Raw genomic sequence first — 21,327 nt, 5'->3', positions numbered from 1 at the left:
CAATGCGAAGACTCTTATCCATATTTACGGGACTACTGCTGGTCGCCGGCATGGGATTGGCAACGCCCGGGGCGGCCGTGGCCGCCGACGTTAGCCACACCCAGGTGGTGCGGGCAAACCCGGTCAACTACACGCCGCACGTGCTCGACGGCATCGTGTTCTCCATCGCGGAAGCGGGGGACATGATCATCCTTGGCGGCTCGTTCACGCGGGTGCAGGCGAGCACGGGAGGCCCGGAACTGGTCCGCAACCGCATCGTCGCGTTCAACAAGAACACCGGCGCGATCAGCAACTCGTTCGCACCGGACTTCAACAGCACGGTCCGCAGCGTGGTGGCATCCGCGGACGGGCAGTCCGTGTACGTCGGCGGGCAGTTCGGAACCTTGAACGGGGCCAGCGTGCAGAAGGTCACCAGGCTCTCGGTGAGCAACGGGGCCCGCGTCACCGGCTTCAATCCGGGGCAGATCAACTCGGTCGTGCACGACATGAAGTTGGTGGGGAACCGGCTGTTCATCGGGGGTGAGTTCGACAGCATTGGCGGGCAGCAACGCAGCAAGCTAGCCGAGCTGGATGCATCGTCCGGCGCGCTGCGTCCCACCGTGAACTTCGAATTCGTCGGCGGCGCGACAGGCACCGGCGACGCCGGGATCAACGTCTTCGTGCACAAGTTCGACACCACCCCGGACGGGAACACCATGTTCATCACCGGGCACTTCGCCACCGTCAACGGGGCGGATCGAAACCAGATCGCGAAAATCAATCTCGCCGGTGCGACTGCTACGGTGGACCAAAACTGGCACACGGACCGCTACGATGCCCGCTGCAACTTCCAGCGGGCTTACTATGTGAACGATCTGGACTTCGCCCCGGACGGGTCAAACCTGGCAGTCTCGACATTTGGCGGCTATGGCTCCGGTCCGCCCAGCCTCTGCGACAGCATCGCGCGCTGGGACACCGCCGCCTCCGGCCAGCAGCTCGACCCGACCTGGATCAACTGGGTCGGCGGCGACAGCATCTATGCCCTGGAGCATGTCGGCGCGCACATCTACTTCGGCGGGCACAACCGCTGGACGAACAATCCGTTCGTGGGTGACGCGGCGGGACCCGGTGCGGAAGTCCGCGAAGGCATTGGCGTCATCAGTTCCGCCAACGGCATGGCCTTGGCGTGGAATCCCGGACGTGACCGCGGTCGTGGAGTCTTCGACCTGCTGGCCACGGCCACCGGCCTGTGGGTCGGGTCCGACACCGATCGCATCGCCAACTCCCAGTACCGGGCCAGAATCGCGCATTTCCCGCTGGCAGGCGGCTATGCGGCGGCTACGGCAAGCGCACCGCGGCTTCCCGTGGATGTCCTGAAGTCGGGATCCGGCGCTGTCCAGCAGGTCTACTTCGACGGCCGCAGGGCCACTCCGGTCACCGGGGTGCCCTCCGGCAACGTGGACTGGGCCAATGTCCGCGGCGGCTTCGTGGCCGGCGGTTCGCTCTACCTGGCCATGGCCAACGGGACCATGGAAAAGCGGTCCTTCAACGGAACGCAGATCGGCGCGGCCGAGCAGGTCAACCTGCGGAACCTGGACAGGACCGACCTGGCCACGTTCGGCCGGCAGACCTCCAGCTACAAACTGGCCAACCTGGGCCAGGAGCTGCAGGGCATGACCGGCCTGTTCTACTCCAACGGACGGATGTACTACACCGTCCAGGGCCAGCCCAACCTGTACATGCGGTATTTCGAACTGGACACCGGCACCATCGGCGCCCAGCAGCACGTCATCACCGGCGCAGCCGCCGGCGTGGACTGGCGCAACGTGAGCGGCATGTTCCTGGCCGGAAACACCCTGTACTGGGCCTCCGCCAACGGCAACCTCAATGCGGTGAACTGGACCGAACCCGTCGGCCGCGATGGCCGGGTGTCCGGCACCACCGCGGCGGTCAGCGGCCCGGGCCTGGACGGCGCCAACTGGGCCGCCCGGTCGCTGATCGCACGAACCAGCACGTCCGCTCCGCCGCAGAACCAGGCGCCGGTCGCGTCGTTCACGGCGGAGTGCAACGGGTTGAGTTGCGTCTTCGACGGCTCGGGGTCATCCGATCCTGACGGTACGATCGCATCTCATGCCTGGCGGGTCGCGGGCGGACCTTCGGCCACGGGCGAGGTGTTCTCGCACACCTTCACCGCGGCTGGCAGTTACGGGGTGACCCTGACGGTGACGGATGCCGCCGGTGCAACCGCGTCGGTGACCCGGACGGTGACCGTATCGGGTTCCTCGCAGCCGCCTCCCTCTGCCAGGGTTGCGTTCGTGGGTTCGGTGGCAAGCTCCAATACCGGCTCGGCCATGAACCACAGCGTCCAGTTGCCGGCGCAGGTAGCGGCCGGCGACGTGCTGGTCGCGGCGTTCTCGGCGAACTCGGCCACGGTCGGCCTGACGCCGCCGGCGGGGTGGACCCTGGCTGCGGAGGTAGGGACGACGTCCATGCGCTCGGTGCTGTACTCGAAGGTTGCCACGGCGCAGGATGCCGGGGCGACGGTGACGGTACGCACGGCCGACTGGGCGCGTGGTTCGCTGGTGGTCTCGGCCTACCGCGGGGCACAGGTCAGTGCCGCGTCCTTCGGGTTCGAGCGGGAAACCGTGAGCCGGGCAACCCACACCACTCCGGTGATGACTGCCGCGGCCGGTGACTGGGTGCTCTCGTACTGGGCGGATAAGACCGCTTCGACGACGTCCTGGACGGCACCTGCGGGCGTGACGGTCCGCCAGACCGGCGCCGGGACGGGCACCGGACACCTGAGTTGGCTGGTCGCCGACAGCAACGGCCCGATTTCCGGTACCAGGGCCGGTGGCCTGACCGCTACCGCTGACAGCGCCACCGCCAACGCCGTGATGGGCACCATTGTGATACGCCCGGCGACGCCATAGAGGCAGCAACTGGCAGCAAACAGACCCCGCCGGCTCACCAGCCGGCGGGGTCTGCCTATGTCAACAGGCCGTCGTCCGCTTCGATGGCCGAAAGGGCGATGTCCTTGTAACCGACCGATTCGAACAGGATCGTGATGCGGTCCGGCTGGGTGCCCATGACGATGCCGGGCCCCCACTCGCGGTGCTTCACCGGACGCTGGATCTCGTAGCCCTCCGGCATCTCCGCTTCCCGCGCTTCAACCTCCGTTTCGGACGTGGCCTCGCAGTTGTCGCAATTGCCGCAGTAGCCGTCCGTCTCCTCGCCGAAGTAGTTCAGCAACCAGTCGCGGCGGCAGTGATCCGTCTCGGCGTAGCCGCGGGCCATTTCAATCCGCGACTCGTCGATCCGGTGCCGCGCGTCGGCTTCTGCCAGTGCCTTTTCCGCGGCGGAAGCGGGGTCCGCGCCGCCGACCGCCCGATAGCCCTTGCGGTTCACGGTGATGCTGCCGCTGTGCTCCAGGAAGTTGAGCAGGCGGGATTGTTTCCGCTGCGACAGGCCGGTGTGTTCGCGCAGCGCCGCGGGCCGGAGGGGGCCGTGGTCCCGGACGGCGCTGAAGACACCCGCGAGCTCATCGGGGTCGGGGGCGCCGCCGGCGAAGAACCGCTGCAGGCCCAAATCCTCGGACCGATAGTGCAAGATGGTCCGCGCCGGTTCCCCGTCCCGGCCTGCGCGGCCGATCTCCTGGTAGTAACTGTCCAGCGAATCCGGGATGTCGGCGTGCACCACGAACCGCACATCCGGCTTGTCGATCCCCATGCCGAAGGCGGAGGTAGCCACGACCACGTCCACCCCGTTCGCTTGGAAACGCTCATGGATCGCCTCCCGGTCCGCGGCCGTCCGGCCTGCGTGGTAGGCGTCGGTCCGCAGGCCGCGCTCGGCCAGCTCGGCGGCGTATCTCTCGGTGTCCCTGCGGGTGGCCGTGTACAGCAGGCCGGGCCCGCCGAGTTCTGCCACCTGGTCCACCACGGCCCGCCGCTTGCCGCCGTCCTCGTGATGCCGCAGGACCTGAAGGTGCAGGTTCGGCCGGTCGAAACTCTGCACGTTGATGAACGGGTCGCGCATGCCCAGCCGGTCGACGATCTCCGTCCGCGTGTGCGGTGATGCGGTGGCGGTCAGCGCGACGACCGGCGGGTGCCCCAGCCGCTTCACCACCGAGGTCAGCATCAGGTAGTCGGGCCGGAAATCGTGTCCCCAGGACGAGATGCAGTGTGCCTCGTCCACCACCAACAGCGAGATGTCCTGTTCGGCCAACCGCCGCAGGGTTTCTTCACGGGCCAGTTGTTCGGGCGCCAGGAACAGGAACTTCGCCTCCCCGCCGGCCACCGCGTCCCACGCCGCCCGTTCCGCGGAGGACCTCACGTGCGAATTCACCGCGAAGGCCCGCTGCGCGCCCAGATCGCCGTTGATGGCATCCACCTGGTCGTGCTGCAGCGCAATCAGCGGAGAAATCACGACGGCGGTGCCCGGCAACGCCACGGCAGGAACCTGATAGATGGCGGACTTTCCGTGCCCGGAGGGCATCACGGCCAGGACGTCCTCACCGCGGGCGGCCGCCGCCATGGCGTCCAACTGCCCCTCGCGGAGCACGTCCCAGCCGAAGGATTCTTCGGCCACCCTGCGCAATTCGTCGTGGTCGGGCGTCCGGGAATGTTCTGGCATCAGGCTCCTTTGGGACTCGGGCCGGCTGGCGGCCTGGCGTCTTTCCTTTGTACAGAGAGAGGGACCGGCTGCCAAGAGGGCAATCGGAGCAGGCGAGGGGACGCCCGGTGCCGTGACCCGTTGCTACAACGAAAGGTTTTCATCAAATGTGACGCAGGAACGGCTTAAGATTCACCAAAAAAACCTCGTCGCCGCCCAAGGGAGCGTTGCGTGGGCTTTGGCTCAGCCGTACCGGGTTAGAGTTCAAATATGATCCGGATCCTGACTGTCTGCACCGGCAACGTCTGCCGGTCGCCTCTGGCGGAGCGCCTGCTCCAAACTCGTCTCGACGCCGTCCGGCCCGGGATGTTTGAGGTCAGCAGTGCCGGCATCCAGGCGCTGGCGGGGGCTCCGATGGACGCCCGCGCCGCCGGGCTGCTGCACGTTTTCGGCGGCACCTCCCACGGCTTTGTTGCGCGACACCTGACGGAGCGTCATCTGGCCGATCCGGCGCTGGTACTCGCCATGTCCACGGAACATCGTGACCGCGTGCTCAAACTGGCTCCCCGCCTCCTGAAGCGCACCTTCACTCTGCGGGAATTGGCACGTATGCTCGATGCCGTCGATGCGGATCCCGACCTGGAGATACCGGGCGGCAGCAGCGCCGAGGACGTACAGGCGCGCTGGAAACGGCTGCCGCACCTGGCGGCGCTGAAGCGTTTTGAGACCCGACCCGAGGACCCCAGCGACGACGATATTGTGGATCCCTACCGCCGCGAAGACAGTGTCTACCAGCAGATGGGCCGCGAACTCGTTCCGGCCGTCGACCGGCTGGTCGCGGTGGAGCAGTCGGTACTTTCCTAGGCGGCGATACGGAACTGGATCAGTCCGAGTAATACGAATTTTGCACAACAGTTTACTGAACATGAAAGGCAATGGGGGTATGGCGATAAGCTCGCGCGAGGAGTTAATCGATCCACCAGACGCGCACCCCGAGGACCAGGGCGAGCCTGCCGGAGACTCGCCTCGCTTGCGGTCGTGGGGGCGGATAGTTCAGCGCCGCCTCGTCGTGACCGACCTTTTGGTGGTGGCCGGAGCCCTGCTTGCCGCCCAGATCATCCGCTTCGGTGTCAGCGACGCCGACCTGAATTTCAGCGGTGTGGCCGGCGCTTACTGGGGTGTTTCGTGTGTACTGGGAGCGTTGTGGGTTTCCGCGCTGGCCATGACGCGCAGCCGGGCGCTTCCCGCTCTGGGAATCGGCAATGACGAGTATCGCCGCGTCATCAGCGCCACCATCGGAACCTTCGGGGTGTTTGCCATCGGCACCATGTTGGTCGATTTCCCCATCGCTCGAGGATATCTGGCCATCGCCCTGCCCTTGGGCCTGGTCCTGCTGTTGCTGACCCGTCGCGTGTGGCGGCAGGAATTGCTCCGGCAGCGCGGACGCGGCGAATACATGGAGCGGACCCTCATCGTGGGCGAGATGGCGGACGTCCGCTATGTGGCGCGGAAAGTTCTGAAGACCCCGGAGTCCGGCTACCTCCTGGCCGGCGCTGCGGTGAGGTCTGCTGTGGAGCGGGCAGTCGATCTGCCGGAGGGCATGGCCGTTCCCATCGTCGGCAGACCGGAGGACGTGGTTGCGCTCGTCAAGGAGCAGGGTTTTGACACGGTGATCGTGGCCGGCGCCCCGGTCGAAAGCCAACGGTACGTTAAGGAGCTCAGTTGGCAGCTCGAGGGCACGCAAGCCTCGCTGGTAGTGGCCAGCAAGCTGGTGGACGTGGCTGGTCCCCGGATTCACTGGCGGCCGGTGGAAGGCCTGCCGCTGATGAGCGTCGAGCTGCCCCACTATGAAGGGTCGAAGTTTGCCTGGAAGCGCCTGTTGGACGTGGTGGCCAGCGCACTCGCTCTGGTGTTCCTGTCGCCGCTGATGCTGCTCATTGCGCTGGCCGTCCGGATGGACAGCAGCGGCCCGGTATTTTTCCACCAGGAGCGCGTCGGCGTCAGGGGCAGCCGGTTCCTGATGCATAAGTTCCGCTCCATGGTTCCCAACGCCGAAGAATGCCTGCACGAGCTCTCGGCCCGGAACGAGCACGACGGCGTGCTGTTCAAAATGAAGAGCGACCCCCGCATCACCAGGGTCGGGGCCTTTATCCGCCGCTATTCACTCGATGAGCTGCCCCAGCTGTGGAACGTGCTCGTCGGCGACATGTCCTTGGTAGGCCCCCGCCCGCCCCTCCCCAGCGAGGTGGAAGGCTACGAGCAGTACACGCACCGCAGGCTCCTCGTGCGGCCGGGCCTTACCGGTCTCTGGCAGGTCAGCGGCAGGTCCGACCTCTCGTGGGAAGACAGCGTCAGGCTGGACCTCTACTACGTGGAAAACTGGTCCTTTGCAGGGGACCTGACCATCATGATGAAGACAGTCAAGGCCGTCATCGGCAAGGATGGCGCCTACTAGCCGAAATGAGAGAAGCCCCTCGTACCGATTGGGTGCGGGGGGCTTCCTATGCAATCAGCGCAGTCGAGAGGGCGACCGCTCGTCGCCGCTGAGCACGGCTTGGAAATCATCCGTCGCGCGGGCGTGCCGGACCGGACCGGCCTTTGCCCTGGAGCCGCGGCGTTTTTTGGCGGGCCGGCGTCCCGGAGCCGCCTCTTCCTGCTGGTAGTACTGGCCGTAGTAGCCGTACTGGGCGGCATCCGCGCCCTGCGTGGGGACACGGTTCAGAATGACGCCGAGAACGTGGGCCTCCACGCGGCGCAGGTTGCCCAGGGCCTTTCCTACTTCGTCCTCGGTGGTCTTGCCGGCGCTGATGACCACCAGCGAGCCATCGGCAATCTTGGACAGCACGGCAGCATCCGTGACCGGCAGCAGCGGCGGCGCGTCGATGAGCACAATGGCATGTTCGGCAAGGCGCTGGAGCAGCTCATTCATGGCCTGGGACCCCAGCAGCTCGCTGGGATTGGGCGGCACGCGTCCCGAACCGAGGACGGCGAGGTTCGGTGCCGGGCCCCACAGCTGGAGCACGTCTTCGAGCTCCGCGCTGCCGGTGAGCACATCGGTGACACCGGCTCCCGGTACCAGGCCGAAAATGTCCACGACCACCGGCCGGCGGAGGTCACCGTCCACCACCACCACACGGTGGCCCGAGGCGGCGATGGTGACCGCCAGGTTGGCGGTGACGCTGGACTTGCCTTCCGCCGGCACCGAGCTCGTGACCACGATGATCCGCGGCGGATTGTCCACATCCACGAAGGTGAGATTGGTGCGCAGTTCGCGCAGTGCCTCGGACATGGCGTGTGCTGCCCTGTCCCCGTTGGATTCCAGCGAGCCGGTTTCCACCACCTTTCGGGAAGCTGCCAGCCGCTTGTCCTCGGGAAGCGTGCCGATCACGGAGACGCCGAACACGCGCTCCAATCGTTCCGCCGAGCGGATGCGCCGGTCCAGATGGTTGCGGATCAACGCGTACGCCAAACCGAGCATTAGTCCCAGGACTGCTCCGATTGCCAGCGTAAGGGGAACGTTCGGGGAAGCGGGGGAGGAAGGCAGACCGGCTTCGGCCAGAGGCGTGACCCGGACTCCGGCCTCGACACCGGCATCTCCGCCCGTCTCGATGTCCTCCACCTGCTCCGCCAACGCGGCGACCCAAGCATCGGCCAGTTCCCGGGCTTCGACGGCGCTCGGCGCGGCCGCCGTGATCCGCAGCTCTGCGGTATCAAGCGGGGTCTCCACGGTGATTTCCGCGATCAGATCCTCCGCGCTGACACTCAGTCCAAGTCCGTCGATGACGTTTTCTGCGACCGGCCGGGATTCGGCCACGCTGGCATAGCTCTTGGCCTTGGACTTGGCCAAATTGTCCGCGGCCAGTGCATCAATGTCGGCATCCGCGGCAACAATGACCATGCCGGTGGACTGCGCCTCGTAGACGGGCTTTTGAAGCAGGGTCCAGCCAAACGCCATCAGCGTGACCAGCATGGTGATGACGGCTATTCCGCGCCAGTGTGTATGGAGGACGTGCAAGTAATCCCGGAGTTCCAGGCCTTGAGGCTGTTCCTCGGTGTAGTTGTTTTCCACGAGCCTCGTGCGGTCCTTCCCCTAGCCAACAAGCCTCAAACCCTGCAAGTCTAGCCGAGGACATGGTGGTTTCTGTCCGTTAGAAGGGCAACTGGTGAATCGTTTTCTCCCAGTGGGTCTCCTGTGCCGAAAATGAGCCGGGGAGCCAGGGAACGGAGCTCTGACCGCCGTTTCAGGATTCAGCGGTAAGGCATGGCTCAGGTGACCGCCGACCGGTGAAGTGGGATGATTAGCGCAGACTTGTCTTGCGTATTGCCGGTCCGGCAGATGCACCGCCGGGACAAGCAGGTACCAACCATCGATCCAAGGAGCACCCCCAGGTGTCTGTGGTATCCACTCCCGCAACCCTCAAGCATGCCGCCGGCATGATCGACAACGCCGAAGCGCGGCGCATCCGCAACGACTTCCCCATCCTCGACCAGCAGGTGAACGGCTCGCCGCTGGTCTACCTGGATTCGGGCGCCACCTCGCAGAATCCGCTCTCCGTGCTGGAGGCCGAGCAGGAGTACTACGAACAGCGCAACGCCGCCGTCCACCGCGGCGCGCACATGTTGGCGGTCTCCGCCACCGATGCCTTCGAGAACGCGCGGGAAACCGTCGCCGGCTTCATCAATGCCCGCATCGACGAAGTGGTCTGGACCTCCAACGCCACCGAAGCCATCAACCTGGTCGCCTATGCCTTTTCCAACGCCAGCGCCGGCCGCGGCGGGGAGGCCGCGTCGCGTTTTGCCCTGGGGCCCGGCGACGAGCTGGTGGTTACCGAGATGGAGCACCACGCCAACCTGATCCCCTGGCAGGAGCTCGCCTTCCGCACGGGCGCCACGTTGCGCTTCATCCCCGTGGACGACGGCGGTGCGCTGCGCCTCGACGAGGCGGCGCAGGTCATCGGTCCGCGCACCAAGGTAGTTGCGTTCACCCATGCCTCCAATGTGCTGGGAACCATCAACCCGGTGGAGGCCCTGGTGCGGCTCGCCCGGGAGGCGGGCGCCGTCGTCGTGCTCGACGCCTGCCAGTCGGTGCCGCACATGGCCGTGGACGTGAAGTCGCTGGACGTGGACTTCGCCGCCTTCTCCGGGCACAAGATGCTGGGCCCCACCGGCATCGGCGTGCTGTACGGGAGGGCGGAGCTGCTCAATGCCATGCCGCCGTTCCTGACCGGTGGGTCCATGATCACCACCGTGACCATGGAGCAGGCTGAGTATCTGCCGTCCCCGCAACGATTCGAAGCCGGCACCCAACGCATCTCGCAGGCGGTGGCGCTGGCCGCGGCGGTCGACTACCTCCAGGAGACCGGGATGGACCGTATCCATGCCTGGGAGGCGGAACTGGGGCAGCGGCTGGTGGAAGGGCTCGCCGCGATCGACGGTGTCCGGGTGCTCGGCCCCGCCGCTGGTGCCGAACGGATCGGGCTGGCCGCCTTTGATGTCGAGGGCGTCCATGCCCACGATGTCGGCCAGTTCTTGGACGACAAGGGCATCGCCGTGCGTGTCGGCCACCACTGCGCGCAGCCGCTGCACCGGCGCCTTGGCCTGGTGGCGACCACCCGCGTCAGCACCTATCTGTACAACACCACCGACGACGTCGACGCCTTCCTGGACGCCGTCGCCGGGGTCCGCCCGTTCTTTGGAGTTAACTGACGTGAGTGCTGAACTGCAGCAGCTGTACCAGCAGATCATCCTGGAGCACGCGAAGAAACGGCAGGGGGCGCCCCTGGCGGATCCGCCGCCGGGAGACAAGTCCGGCGAGTCGCACATGCTCAATCCGACCTGCGGCGACGAAATCACGCTCCGCGCCGCCGTGCACGAGGACGGCGCCGCGACCATGCTCTCCGGCGTCAGCTGGGACGGCCAGGGCTGCTCCATCTCGATGGCCTCCGCGTCGGTGCTGAGCGACTTGGCGCAGGGCATGGAGCGGGAGGAGTTGCTGAAGGTGGTGGACAACTTCCGCGAGCTGATGCGCTCACGGGGGAGTGTGGAGGCCGACGAAGAAATCCTCGGCGACGCCGCCGCGTTCTCCGGCGTCTCCAAGTATCCGGCACGGGTGAAGTGCGCGATGCTCGCCTGGGTAGCGCTGGAAGAAGCCTTGCTGGCGGCGAACTGAGCGAATCGTAAAGGGGTGACGGGCAGGCGCGAAGCGCGGACTCCTTGCGAGAGAATTAGTTCCGCACAGTTATGGCCGCGGAGGTTGAGGACTTAGCCTGGTAGTTCTTCCTGGTCCCGGTAACTTTCACCGCGATCTTGCGGCCCTTGTCGGCTACGGTGACGTTGTAGGTGGCTTTGGTGGCACCCTTGATCGCCTTTCCGTTCCGGTACCACTGGTAGGAGTATTTGCTGGGCGATCCGCCCCACTTGGCAAATTTCGCGGTCAACGTTCTCCCGGACGCGGCGGTGCCGGAAATCTGGGTCTTGTGCGCCTTGAACCCGTATTGCGCCTTAGCGGTGGCCGTGAGCGTGACCGAGTATGGCGCGATTGTGATCCAAGGGTGGCTGGCTCGATCCGTGCGGTCAGTGGCCTTGACCGTAATTTTCTTGCCCAGGTCTGCCGTGGTTAACTTGTAGGTTTTCTTGCTCGCACCCTTGATGGCGACGCCGTTGCAGTACCACTGGTAGGCGTCAATATAGGACTTGGACTTGTCGTTGAGACGTGCGGTGACCGTGTTGCCGATGAATGGGGCACCGGTGAGCTGTAATTTTGCCTTCTTGTCCCTGGCCCATTCGGAAAGACCTGAAACAATCAGATTGCGGTCGAACTCGATGCGGACTTCTTTGAGCTTTGGCTGAGCCGCGGTTGGTTTTGTGGAATGCAGATAGGAATTGAAGTCCCGCTCTTGGCCCATGTTGAAACGTATTCGAGACGTCTTGGCATCATAGTCGAATTCACGCTTTTGGAGATATTTACCCAGCTTGTCATGTGCGCGGCCGTTGGGAGGCAAAATGGTCTGGCCGTTTAAACCTTTGGGGAAGGTGATCGAAGTCCACACCGATTCGGTAGCCCGGACATCGGGAAACGTGCCGGTGAGCATCAATAGTTCCAGGTGTTTTAGCTTTTCCAGCGGGGACGCATCAACGGCGGTTTTGTAGGGGGAGATGAGTAATGTCTTCAGCTTGGGGTTGCCGGCGGCGATGTTCGCGAACTTCAGCCCCTTCGTGGGGGACATGACGCTGAGCCAATCCAAGTTCTTGGCGCTGGCCAAGGCCGAGTAATCGGTCATCTTGGGTGCGTTGAGCATGAGTGTTTTGAGTGATGCCGGGAGCATCGGCAGTTTGGTCATCGCACCGTTCGGCGGCCTGTCAGGCTCGACGCTGCCAATGTCGAGCCTTTCCAGGTTAATGAACTGCGTGAAGTTCGCACCATTGGCCGTCGTCCTGCATTCGAGGTGAGAGACTTCCTCTAGGGACGCTGAGGACAAAGCTGGCCCTCCTGCATACTCCACGGAAATGCAGCCTGCTGGAAGTGAGACGGCAGCGTGCGCCGGCGTCGCTGTGATAGCACCTGCCGCCAAAGTAAAAGCGGCAGCAACCGGCATCATTGCTCTTGCTAATTTCAAAAATCCCCCCGGCCGAAGCGTGTTCAAGACATACGCTTGAGCACGGTGATGTGCGGCATATCAGCCGCCGAGAATCAACCTAGCAGATTAGTAAGCCGTTCTTCAGACTTTTCCCACATAAAGCAGGATTGTCACGTGCCAAGCGCTTTGTTTGGTCCAATGCCGGCGTTGCCTGCTGCAGTTAAGTGTTCGTGCTGCCGGCTTGGCTGCCTTGGCCAGTACCGATATCGATCGGTAGTTCTTGGCGTTGCAGTTCCCGGTCGACTCGTTTTCTGGCCTCAATACTGACGATGACTGATTCGGCCGTGACCGCCGTTGTTCCCGTGACAATGGGAACCTCGATCGATTGACTGGGCGCAGCACAAGGGGGCCGGGCGGCGCACTCGCGCGGCCCGGCCCCTCCTGTGGCTTGCTGGCGTGCGGCCTAGCCCGCCAGTCCGCGGGCGCCGATCACCAGCGTGGCGATGCCCAGGATCATGGAGGTGGTCGCCTTCATGAACTCCATGGTGAAGTAGCGGGTCATGGCGCCCTTCTCGTCTTTGGAGCGGGGGTCCTTTGACACGCGGACGAGATGCGGGGCCCAGACAAGCAAAGCCCAGACGCCGGCAAGGATCAGCACCCAGGCCAGGGCAGCCGGAATATTCACTGCAGCGGCTCCCGGGTCAGGCGCGGCCGGACAGCCAGGCCTCGGCCTGCTGCGCCTGGATGTTCAGGGCCTTGCCGAGCATCGGCTCGGCGGCGGCGGCGATCTTGCCGCCCAGGAACGGAATGGAAGACTTCACGTCTCCGCTGAGGTCCACCCGGGTGGAGTCTCCGTCGGCAACGAGCTGCTGTACGGCGTTGACGTCCACCGGCGCGCCCGCCACCTTCATGCTGACGTCCGCCGTGCGCGAGCCATCGGCCGCCGGCGCCTGCCACCGTTCCGTCTGGGTGACGGTGAGCGAGTCGCCCAGCATTTTCTTCGCAATCTCCGGCAGCCGCGCGCTGGGAACCTTGCGGACCACGGTGATCGTAAAGGCGCCCGATACATCGCCGTCGCGCTGCACGGACTCCAAGGTGCCGCCGACCAACTCGCTGATGTGGCGCAGGAACGCCTCGTCGGTAAAGGCTTCGGTGACCTTGGCTGCTGGGTAGGGAAGGGTGGTGGAAGCGCTGAGCGCCATGAAGACTCCAGACAGTGGTTGGGAACAGAGAACCAGCACTCATCTTACGCGGCTGCCACGCACAACGGCTGTATAACTTTTCACCAAATCATGGTCGCTTCGACGAGCGGCCTTGTAGGTTCTTCACATTGGGTTAAGCTCGCCGCCTCGGGAAAGGCGGCGGCCGAACAGTGGGGGCTGTATGACTTTGAATCGACTCACCCGCAGCTGGCGCCGGATGCCGGCCGAGAGGCAGCACCGGGTCGGCAACACGGTTGTTGCCATACTCGCCATTTGCGTAGTTGCGGTGCTCGTCTACGCTCTGGTCCGGTAGGAGGGCTGCATCCTTCCGGCGAAGGAACAGAGAGAGCTTTCGCGGTAAAGTTGAACGGTCGCCCCGGGGTTCTGAAGAACTTCGGGTGTTTGTGTTGCACGTCGACCGGGAGAATTTACCACCATGAGCCTGAACGGACTGCTGGCTGCCCTTGCCGAGGACCAATCGTTCGCGCGGGTACGGGTGCAAGCCGCCCGGCCGGTGAGCGAGCGCAGCGAGGACCTGCAGATCGGCGCACCGCCCGGGCTGCGGGCAGCGTTGCTGGCCGAAATGGTGCAGGGGCTCGAATCGGGCGCCAGGGAGGGAACCTCGGGCGGCGACGATTTCGGCGTCGGCGTGGTGCTGGCGGTGACGGCGACCGGGCGGGAGACCGAAGACTTGGCGGCGGCGCTGCGCAGCTATCTGCCGGATGAGTCGATCGAGGAGTTCCCCAGCTGGGAGACCTTGCCGCACGAGCGGCTCTCGCCGCGCTCGGACACGGTGGGGCGCAGGCTATCGGTGCTGCGCCGGCTGAAGCACGACGACGGGGCTGCGCCGCTGCGGGTGGTGGTGGCGCCGGTGCGCGCGGTGCTCCAGCCGTTGGTGCAGGGGTTGGGGGAGCTGCAACCGGTGTCGCTGACCGTGGGCGACGAGGTCGCTTTCACAGACGTGGTCCGGCGGCTGTCCGAAGCCGCCTATGCCCGCGTGGACATGGTGAGCCGACGCGGCGAGTTCGCCGTGCGCGGCGGAATCCTGGACGTCTTTTCGCCCACCGACGACCACCCCGTCCGGATCGAGTTCTTCGGTGACGAGGTTGAATCGATGCGCTGGTTTGCCGTCGCCGACCAGCGGTCCCTTGCCGGCGAGAACGTCAAGCACCCGTCCCGGCTGTTCGCTCCGCCGTGCCGGGAGCTGCTGATCACCCCCTCGGTCATGAGCCGCGCCGCAAAGCTGAAGGACCAGATGCCGGCGGCGGCCGACATGCTGGAGAAGATCGCCGGGGGCGTCGCCGTCGAAGGCATGGAATCGCTGTCGCCGGTGCTGGTGGACGCCATGGTGCCGTTCATCGGGGAGCTTCCGCCCGGTTCCATCGCCGTCGTCATTGAACCGGAGAAAGTGCGCGGCCGCGCCCATGACCTCGAGACGACGAACGACGAGTTCCTGGCCGCCGCGTGGGCGACGGCCTCCGAGGGCGGGGACGCGCCGCTGGACCTGGCGCTGCAGGGGGATCTGGAGCAGGCCGGCTTCCGGTCGCTGGGGGACACCCGAGCCAAGGCCGCGGAACAGCAGGTGTCGTGGTGGTCCATCACCTCGTTCAATCCGGACGACGAAACCGTGCTGGACATCGACACGTTGACCATCGCGGCCAGGGAACCCAGGGGCTACCAGGGCGATGTGGCCGAAATGATGGAGTTCATCGGTTCCCGCGTGCGCGACCAATGGCGCGTAGTGGTGGCCACCGAAGGTCCCGGCCCCGCCGCCCGCATGGCCGAACTCTTCCACGATGCCCAAATCCCCGCCTCCCGCGTCGAATCGCTGGAGAACGAGCCGCAGCCCGGGATCATCGAAATCACCACGGCCAGCACGGGCAAGGGATTCGTCTTCGACGGGCTGAAGCTCGGCCTGTTGACCGAAGCCGACCTGCTGGGCCGGGCCACCGCACGCTCTACCAAGGACATGCGGAAGATGCCGTCGCGGCGGCGCAACGCCGTGGATCCGCTGCAGCTGACCGAGGGCGACTACGTGGTGCACGAGCAGCACGGCGTGGGCAAGTTCATTGAACTGGTGCAGCGCTCCACCGGCGCCGGACCCGCCAAGGCCATGCGCGAATACCTAGTGCTGGAATACGCCTCGTCCAAGCGCGGCGCCCCCGGGGACCGGCTGTTCGTGCCGACGGACCAGTTGGACCAGGTCACCCGGTACGTGGGTGGCGAGACCCCCGTCCTGTCCAAGATGGGCGGATCCGACTGGGCAAAGACCAAGAGCCAGGCCCGCAAGGCCGTCAAGGAGATCGCCGGGGAGCTGATCCGGCTGTACTCGGCCCGGATGGCCTCCCGGGGGCACGCCTTCGGACCGGACACCCCGTGGCAGCGCGAGTTGGAAGAAGCCTTCCCCTACATCGAAACGCCGGACCAGCTGACCACCATCAACGAGGTCAAGGCAGACATGGAGCGGGAAGTCCCGATGGACCGGCTGATCTCGGGCGACGTGGGCTACGGCAAGACCGAGATCGCGGTGCGGGCCGCGTTCAAGGCAGTCCAGGACGGCAAACAGGCCGCGGTGTTGGTCCCAACCACGCTGCTGTCCCAGCAGCACTTCGAAACGTTCAGCGAACGGTTCTCCGGGTTCCCCGTCAGGGTCAAGGCCTTGTCCCGCTTCCAAACGGCCAAGGAAGCCAAAGACACGTTGGAGGGCATCAAGAACGGCAGCATCGACGTGGTCATCGGCACGCACCGGCTGCTGTCCAAGGAGGTCCAGTTCAAGGATTTGGGCCTGGTCATCGTGGACGAGGAACAGCGGTTTGGCGTGGAGCACAAGGAGGCGCTGAAGAAGATGCGCACCAACGTGGACGTCCTGGCCATGTCCGCAACGCCGATTCCGCGAACGCTCGAAATGTCGCTGACCGGGATCCGCGAGACGTCCACCCTGGCCACGCCCCCGGAGGAACGCCACCCGGTGTTGACCTACGTCGGTCCCTATACAGACAAGCAGACGAGTGCGGCCATCCGGCGGGAGCTGATGCGCGAGGGGCAGGTCTTCTTCGTGCACAACCGCGTCTCGTCGATCGAGCGGCAGGCGGCCCGCATCCGGGAACTGGTCCCCGAGGCACGGGTGGAGGTGGCGCACGGGCAGATGAGCGAGTCTCGGCTGGAACAGATCATCGTTGACTTCTGGGAGAAGCGCTTCGACGTGCTGGTCTGCACCACCATCATCGAGACCGGCCTGGATATCTCCAACGCGAATACCCTGATCGTTGACCGGGCGGACCGGTACGGGCTGTCCCAGCTGCATCAGCTGCGCGGGCGGGTGGGCCGCGGCCGGGAGAGGGCCTACGCCTACTTCCTGTTCGACGCAGAGAAACCGCTGGGCGAAGTGGCGCTCGAGCGGCTGAAAGCCGTGGCGGCGCACAATGAACTGGGCGCCGGCATGCAACTGGCGCTGAAGGACCTGGAGATCCGCGGCGCGGGCAACCTACTGGGCGGGGAACAGTCCGGGCACATTGCCGGCGTCGGCTTTGACCTGTACATCCGGCTGGTCGGCGAGGCGGTGGCCGACTTCCGCGGCGACGCCGAGCAAAAGGTCGCCGAGATGAAGATTGAGCTCCCGGTGAACGCGCACCTGCCGCACGATTACGTGCCGGGGGAGCGGCTGCGGCTGGAGGCGTACCGGAAGCTGGCGCAGGCGACCACCGGCGAAGCTATCGACGAAGTGGTGGCCGAGCTCACCGACCGCTACGGCGAGCTGCCGGAGCCCGTCCAGAATCTGGTAGCGGTGGCACGCTTCCGGGTACAGGCCCGTGCCGCCGGACTGACCGACGTGGCCGTGCAGGGCAACTTCATCAAGTTCGCGCCGGCGTCGCTGCCGGAGTCCAAGGTGATGCGGCTGAACCGGATGTACCCCGGCTCGCAGGTGAAGCCGGCGCTGGACTTTATCCTCGTCCCCAAGCCCAAAACCGCCCGCATCGGTGGAAGGGACCTGGCCGACCGGCAGATTTTGGAGTGGGCCCAGGGGGTCATCGACGCGGTGTTTAAATCCGAGTAAAGCTGTCGGGCGCGGACAGTAGCCGCCGCCCAACAGCTTGCATCACTTACATCCCGAGGTGCTACCCGCGGATGGTGTCGATGTTGTCCCGGTACCAGGCAACAGTGTTCCTAATGCCCTCTTCAAGACTGACTTGTGCGGTCCAGCCGGCGTCGGCGAGCTTTGACACGTCGAGCAGCTTCTGCGGCGTGCCGTCCGGCTTGCTGGTGTCCCACTCCATGGTCCCGGTGAAGCCGACCGTGTCGGCGACAAGCTGCGCGAGTTCCTTGATCGTCACGTCGGTGCCGGTGCCGACGTTGACTTGGTCGGGACCGTCGTAGTGCTCGAGCAGGTGCAGGCAGGCGGCGGCCATGTCGTCCACATGCAGGAACTCACGCCGCGGCGCGCCCGTGCCCCAGTTCGTCACAGTCTTCGCGCCGGTCTTAACGGCTTCGTCATAGCGGCGGATCAGGGCTGGCAGCACGTGCGAACCCGTCGGGGAGAAATTGTCCCCCGGACCGTATAGGTTGGTCGGCATCGCCGAGATCCACGGCAGGCCGTACTGGCGGCGAACCGCCTGGATCTGCATGATCCCGGCGATTTTCGCGATCGCGTAGGCATCGTTGGTGGGCTCCAAATGCCCCGTCAACAGCGAGTCTTCCCGAATGGGCTGATCGGCGAACTTAGGGTAGATGCACGACGATCCCAGGAACAGCACACGCTCGGCCCCGTATTCCCGGGCCGCATCCAAGACGTTGACCTGGATGCGGAGGTTGTCGCTGAGGAAATCGACCGGGTAGGTGTTGTTAGCCATGATTCCGCCGACCTTCGCCGCGGCCAGCACCACGTACTTGGGCCGGGTGTCAGCGAAGAACGCGAAGACAGCGTCCCGGTCCTTCAAGTCCAGTTCTGTCGAGGTTTGGCCAACCAGGTTTGTGAAGCCGTTTTTTTCCAGGTTCCGCCAGATCGCGGAACCAACCAGCCCGCGGTGTCCGGCCACGTAGAACGGCGCCTCCCGGTCCAGCTGTTCAGGCGTGTAAGCGACGTTGTCGCCGACGCTGACCGCACTGGTGTTGATAACGGACACGGCTACTTGCCCCAACTGTCGAGGGCTACCGTGTCGATCCAAGGGCTGCCGGCACACCTAAGTGCCTCGATATCGGCATCCACCATGATCCGGGCCAGCTCCGGTGTTTCAACCGTGGCTTTCCAGCCCAGCTTCGCGTGGGCCTTCGATGCGTCGCCAATTAAGGCGTCAACCTCGGTGGGCCGCAAGTACCGCTCATCGAACTTCACATGGTCCTCCCAGCTCAGGCCGGCATGCTCAAACGCCACCTCCAGGAAGTCCCTAACCGTGTAGCCAACGCCGGTGGCCAAGACAAAGTCGTCCGGCTCGTCAACCTGCAGCATCCGCCACATGCCCTCCACATATTCGGCCGCGTAACCCCAGTCCCGCACCGCGTCCAGATTGCCCATGTAGAGGTGTTCCTGCTGCCCGGCCTTGATGGCGGCTACGGCACGGGTGATCTTGCGCGTCACGAACGTCTCACCTCGCCGCGGGCTTTCGTGGTTAAACAGGATGCCATTGACGGCGAACATGCCGTAGGCCTCGCGGTAGTTCTTTGTCACCCAGTAGCTGTAGACCTTCGCGGCACCGTACGGGGAGCGAGGGTAGAACTGGGTGTCTTCACCCTGTGGCGGAGGAGTAGCGCCGAACATCTCCGAAGACGACGCCTGGTAAAAGCGCGTTTCGATGCCGGCCTGGCGGACGGCTTCAAGCAGCCGAATGGAACCCATTCCGGTTGTGTTGCCGGTGTGCTCCGGCTCGTCGAAGGAGACGCGAACATGGGACTGTGCCGCGAGATTGTAGACCTCATCAGGACGGATGCCCGCGAGCAAGGTCACCAGCCGCGCGCCGTCCGATAGGTCGCCATAGTGCAGGAACAGCTTGGCCTTCGGGTCATGGGGATCCACGTACAAGTGGTCGATCCGCGCCGTGTTAAAAGTCGAAGCACGGCGGATCAGCCCATGCACCTCGTAGCCTTTGGAGAGCAGCAGCTCGGCTAGATAGGAGCCGTCCTGGCCCGTGATGCCCGTTATGAATGCGCGCTTGGTCAACGCAGTTCCCCCTGCCGGTGAGTGACGAATTAGCGGTTCGCGGTCGCCCTGATATCAGAGCCGCTTCGGGTCGCGGCTAGTTCCCGCAACCACTCCTCGTATTGAACTATAGCGGCGTCTTGGGAAAGCATATTCTCGGCATAGTGAACGCCGGCTTGCCCTAGCTGCGCTGACAGTTCCTTATCCAAGCCCAATTTTTCAGCAGCTTCGAGCAGTTCTGCGGGGGAATCAGGATTGACCCGAACGCCACCACCCGAGTACTCGATCTCGCCGGCGGTAGTGCTGTCCGCCTCGGTCACCGCAATCACTGGTTTTCCGGATGAGAAATAAGATGTCAGTTTGCTTGGAACAGCCATTTCACGAAGACCGGCCATTTCATTAACGAGGAGGATGTCAGCGGTCCTGAGCGCAGCGTCAAACTCACCGTCAGGCAGCGGAGCGACGAACTGGATGCGTTCAACGTCATGCGCAAGATCCCGAAGCCGACGCCGCTGATTTCCGTCACCTAGTAGCACGAAACGCACCTTTGACTTCCTCATGTCCGCAAGCTTGGCGGCTTCGACGACGTTGTCGAGTGCCTGTTTGACGCCTAAGTTTCCCGCGTGAAGGACCACGATATCTTCGGGCGCCCAGCCAAACCGGGCCCGCACCTCGTCCGCAGCGACTGGGCCACCCTGCACGACGTGCGTCCAGTTCCGTATGACGCTGACGTTGTCTTCCGGGACAGCTAGCGAATTAACTAGATAGTCCTTGAATCGGTCATGGATAACAGTCACTTTGGTTGCCGACCTCAGGACGGCGCCTTCGACCTGCTTCATGATCTTCGCGGCTCTTGCACTCCCAACCTGCGTCTCCTCAAGACCACGACTGTAGATATCTTGCACCCAGACTCCTGTAACGGGACGCCGAAGGCCGAACCGTGATCGCATCAGTGCGAATGCACTTGAAAAGAGTGACGGACTAACCACCAGCACCACGTCTGGATTGCGCCATCGCGTTAGCAACAGCCTGACCCCAAAGCTCAACTCCAAGTGCATTCGATGGAGACTGTTCACCTTGGCAGGAATGAAGTGTCGTAGGCGCTTGACCCTGACGCCGTTGATAGTCTCATGACTGCGCCAACCTCTGTACCCATCTCTAAGCTTCCATTCCGGGTAGTGGGGAAACCCTGTTATAACGTCCACGTCATGTCCCACAGCGAGCAATTGCTCGGCGAGTCGTGTGGTGTAAGGGGCAATGCCAGTAGGTTCTGGAGCGTAGTTGAGGCCGATGATGGTGACGCGGAGTCTTGGGTGATTCACACATGTAAGAATAGACGCGAGGACCAGGCACGTTGTATCAGGGGGTGGGGGCAATGAACGAGAACAACGGAAGGTCACCTACGGTGGAGTGCGACGTGCCAGTAATAGACCTGTCAAAAGCGCCAGGCGAACGCCAAGCGTGGGATCGACCGCGGCTGCAGGTTTATCTGTGGGCGATCGTGGAGCTCCTATTGGTCACCAATCCCTGGCAGATCAGTTCAAAGTTGAGGGTTTGGATCTTGCGGATCTTCGGAGCACAGATAGGTGAAAACGTTGTGTTCCGTCCACGGACCCGAGTCAAGTTTCCTTGGAAACTGCGAATTGATGACCGGGCATGGATTGGCGAGGGTGTTTGGATCCATAATCAGGATTTCGTACACGTTGGCCATGATGCCGTTATTTCACAAGAGACCCTCATAACTACCGGGAGTCATGCATACAGACGCGACATGGCCTTGATTACTCGGCCTATCTTGATTGAGCCAGGGGCTTGGATCACGTCTCGA

At 64.3% G+C, this 21,327-nt stretch carries 14 protein-coding genes; 6 read left to right on the top strand and 8 right to left on the bottom strand.

From position 1 onward, the window contains the following. The first annotated feature begins 50 nt into the window (after positions 1-50). Positions 51-2,912, top strand: coding sequence for a PKD domain-containing protein (locus tag AC5RVV_RS10735; RefSeq protein ID WP_494001383.1), 2,862 nt, complete (start codon positions 51-53; stop codon positions 2,910-2,912). A 55-nt stretch (positions 2,913-2,967) separates the two neighbouring features. Here the strand turns inward: AC5RVV_RS10735 and AC5RVV_RS10730 are convergent, their stop codons facing one another. After that, positions 2,968-4,611, bottom strand: a complete 1,644-nt coding sequence (locus AC5RVV_RS10730; protein ID WP_494001382.1) for a RecQ family ATP-dependent DNA helicase — start codon at positions 4,609-4,611, stop codon at positions 2,968-2,970. Between the two features lie 249 nt (positions 4,612-4,860). Between AC5RVV_RS10730 and AC5RVV_RS10725 the strand changes: the two genes are divergently transcribed. Further along, positions 4,861-5,454 carry an arsenate reductase/protein-tyrosine-phosphatase family protein gene (locus AC5RVV_RS10725; RefSeq protein ID WP_494001381.1) on the top strand — a complete coding sequence of 198 codons (594 nt, stop codon included), beginning with the start codon at positions 4,861-4,863 and terminating at the stop codon, positions 5,452-5,454. Positions 5,455-5,533: 79 nt separating this feature from the next. After that, a complete protein-coding gene (locus AC5RVV_RS10720; RefSeq protein WP_494001380.1) occupies positions 5,534-7,045 on the top strand; it encodes a sugar transferase in 1,512 nt (503 codons plus the stop codon). Between the two features lie 54 nt (positions 7,046-7,099). Here the strand turns inward: AC5RVV_RS10720 and AC5RVV_RS10715 are convergent, their stop codons facing one another. Beyond that, a complete protein-coding gene (locus AC5RVV_RS10715; protein ID WP_494001379.1) occupies positions 7,100-8,659 on the bottom strand; it encodes a tyrosine-protein kinase domain-containing protein in 1,560 nt (519 codons plus the stop codon). A 320-nt stretch (positions 8,660-8,979) separates the two neighbouring features. Between AC5RVV_RS10715 and AC5RVV_RS10710 the strand changes: the two genes are divergently transcribed. Beyond that, positions 8,980-10,296, top strand: coding sequence for a cysteine desulfurase (locus AC5RVV_RS10710; protein ID WP_494001378.1), 1,317 nt, complete (start codon positions 8,980-8,982; stop codon positions 10,294-10,296). 1 nt (position 10,297) lies between these two features. Beyond that, positions 10,298-10,759, top strand: coding sequence for a Fe-S cluster assembly sulfur transfer protein SufU (gene sufU, locus AC5RVV_RS10705; protein WP_494001377.1), 462 nt, complete (start codon positions 10,298-10,300; stop codon positions 10,757-10,759). Positions 10,760-10,814: 55 nt separating this feature from the next. Here sufU and AC5RVV_RS10700 read toward each other — a convergent pair whose 3' ends face one another. The 3 genes from AC5RVV_RS10700 to AC5RVV_RS10690 all read right to left on the bottom strand — a co-directional run bounded on the left by AC5RVV_RS10700 (position 10,815) and on the right by AC5RVV_RS10690 (position 13,369). Then, entirely contained in the window at positions 10,815-12,188 is a 1,374-nt protein-coding gene (locus tag AC5RVV_RS10700) for a hypothetical protein (RefSeq protein WP_494001376.1), read from the bottom strand. Positions 12,189-12,630: 442 nt separating this feature from the next. Then, complete coding sequence (locus tag AC5RVV_RS10695) at positions 12,631-12,852, bottom strand: SCO4848 family membrane protein (RefSeq protein ID WP_494001375.1); 222 nt, start codon at positions 12,850-12,852, stop codon at positions 12,631-12,633. 16 nt (positions 12,853-12,868) lie between these two features. After that, positions 12,869-13,369: a DUF2505 domain-containing protein gene (locus tag AC5RVV_RS10690; protein ID WP_494001374.1), complete on the bottom strand. Its 501-nt coding sequence runs from the start codon at positions 13,367-13,369 to the stop codon at positions 12,869-12,871. 436 nt (positions 13,370-13,805) lie between these two features. On the opposite strand from AC5RVV_RS10690, the gene mfd reads away from it, so the two are divergent. Next, positions 13,806-17,423 (top strand): transcription-repair coupling factor, encoded by a 3,618-nt coding sequence (gene mfd, locus AC5RVV_RS10685; RefSeq protein ID WP_494001373.1) that lies wholly within the window; start codon positions 13,806-13,808, stop codon positions 17,421-17,423. 61 nt (positions 17,424-17,484) lie between these two features. On the opposite strand, the gene AC5RVV_RS10680 is transcribed toward mfd, so the two are convergent. Genes AC5RVV_RS10680 through AC5RVV_RS10670 form a run of 3 tightly spaced genes read right to left on the bottom strand, consistent with a single transcriptional unit; the run spans position 17,485 to position 20,821 of the window. After that, entirely contained in the window at positions 17,485-18,489 is a 1,005-nt protein-coding gene (locus AC5RVV_RS10680; RefSeq protein ID WP_494001372.1) for a GDP-L-fucose synthase family protein, read from the bottom strand. Between the two features lie 2 nt (positions 18,490-18,491). Then, the gene (gene gmd, locus AC5RVV_RS10675; protein ID WP_494001371.1) at positions 18,492-19,520 is read right to left on the bottom strand and encodes a GDP-mannose 4,6-dehydratase; all 1,029 of its coding nucleotides are present in this window, start codon (positions 19,518-19,520) and stop codon (positions 18,492-18,494) included. A gap of 29 nt (positions 19,521-19,549) precedes the next feature. Beyond that, positions 19,550-20,821: a glycosyltransferase gene (locus tag AC5RVV_RS10670; protein ID WP_494001370.1), complete on the bottom strand. Its 1,272-nt coding sequence runs from the start codon at positions 20,819-20,821 to the stop codon at positions 19,550-19,552. Positions 20,822-21,327 lie beyond the last annotated feature (506 nt).

The organism is Arthrobacter sp. MDT2-34-1, from assembly GCF_059091365.1.
Note: the sequence above shows the minus strand (reverse complement) of the source record. Positions and strands in the feature narration are given on the sequence as shown.

Coding starts and splice junctions, on each gene's coding strand:
- AC5RVV_RS10735 (WP_494001383.1), top strand. CDS start 51: ATGGGATTGGCAACGCCCGGGGCGGCCGTGGCCGCCGACGTTAGCCAC.
- AC5RVV_RS10730 (WP_494001382.1), bottom strand. CDS start 4,611: ATGCCAGAACATTCCCGGACGCCCGACCACGACGAATTGCGCAGGGTG.
- AC5RVV_RS10725 (WP_494001381.1), top strand. CDS start 4,861: ATGATCCGGATCCTGACTGTCTGCACCGGCAACGTCTGCCGGTCGCCT.
- AC5RVV_RS10720 (WP_494001380.1), top strand. CDS start 5,534: ATGGCGATAAGCTCGCGCGAGGAGTTAATCGATCCACCAGACGCGCAC.
- AC5RVV_RS10700 (WP_494001376.1), bottom strand. CDS start 12,188: ATGATGCCGGTTGCTGCCGCTTTTACTTTGGCGGCAGGTGCTATCACA.
- AC5RVV_RS10690 (WP_494001374.1), bottom strand. CDS start 13,369: ATGGCGCTCAGCGCTTCCACCACCCTTCCCTACCCAGCAGCCAAGGTC.
- mfd (WP_494001373.1), top strand. CDS start 13,806: ATGAGCCTGAACGGACTGCTGGCTGCCCTTGCCGAGGACCAATCGTTC.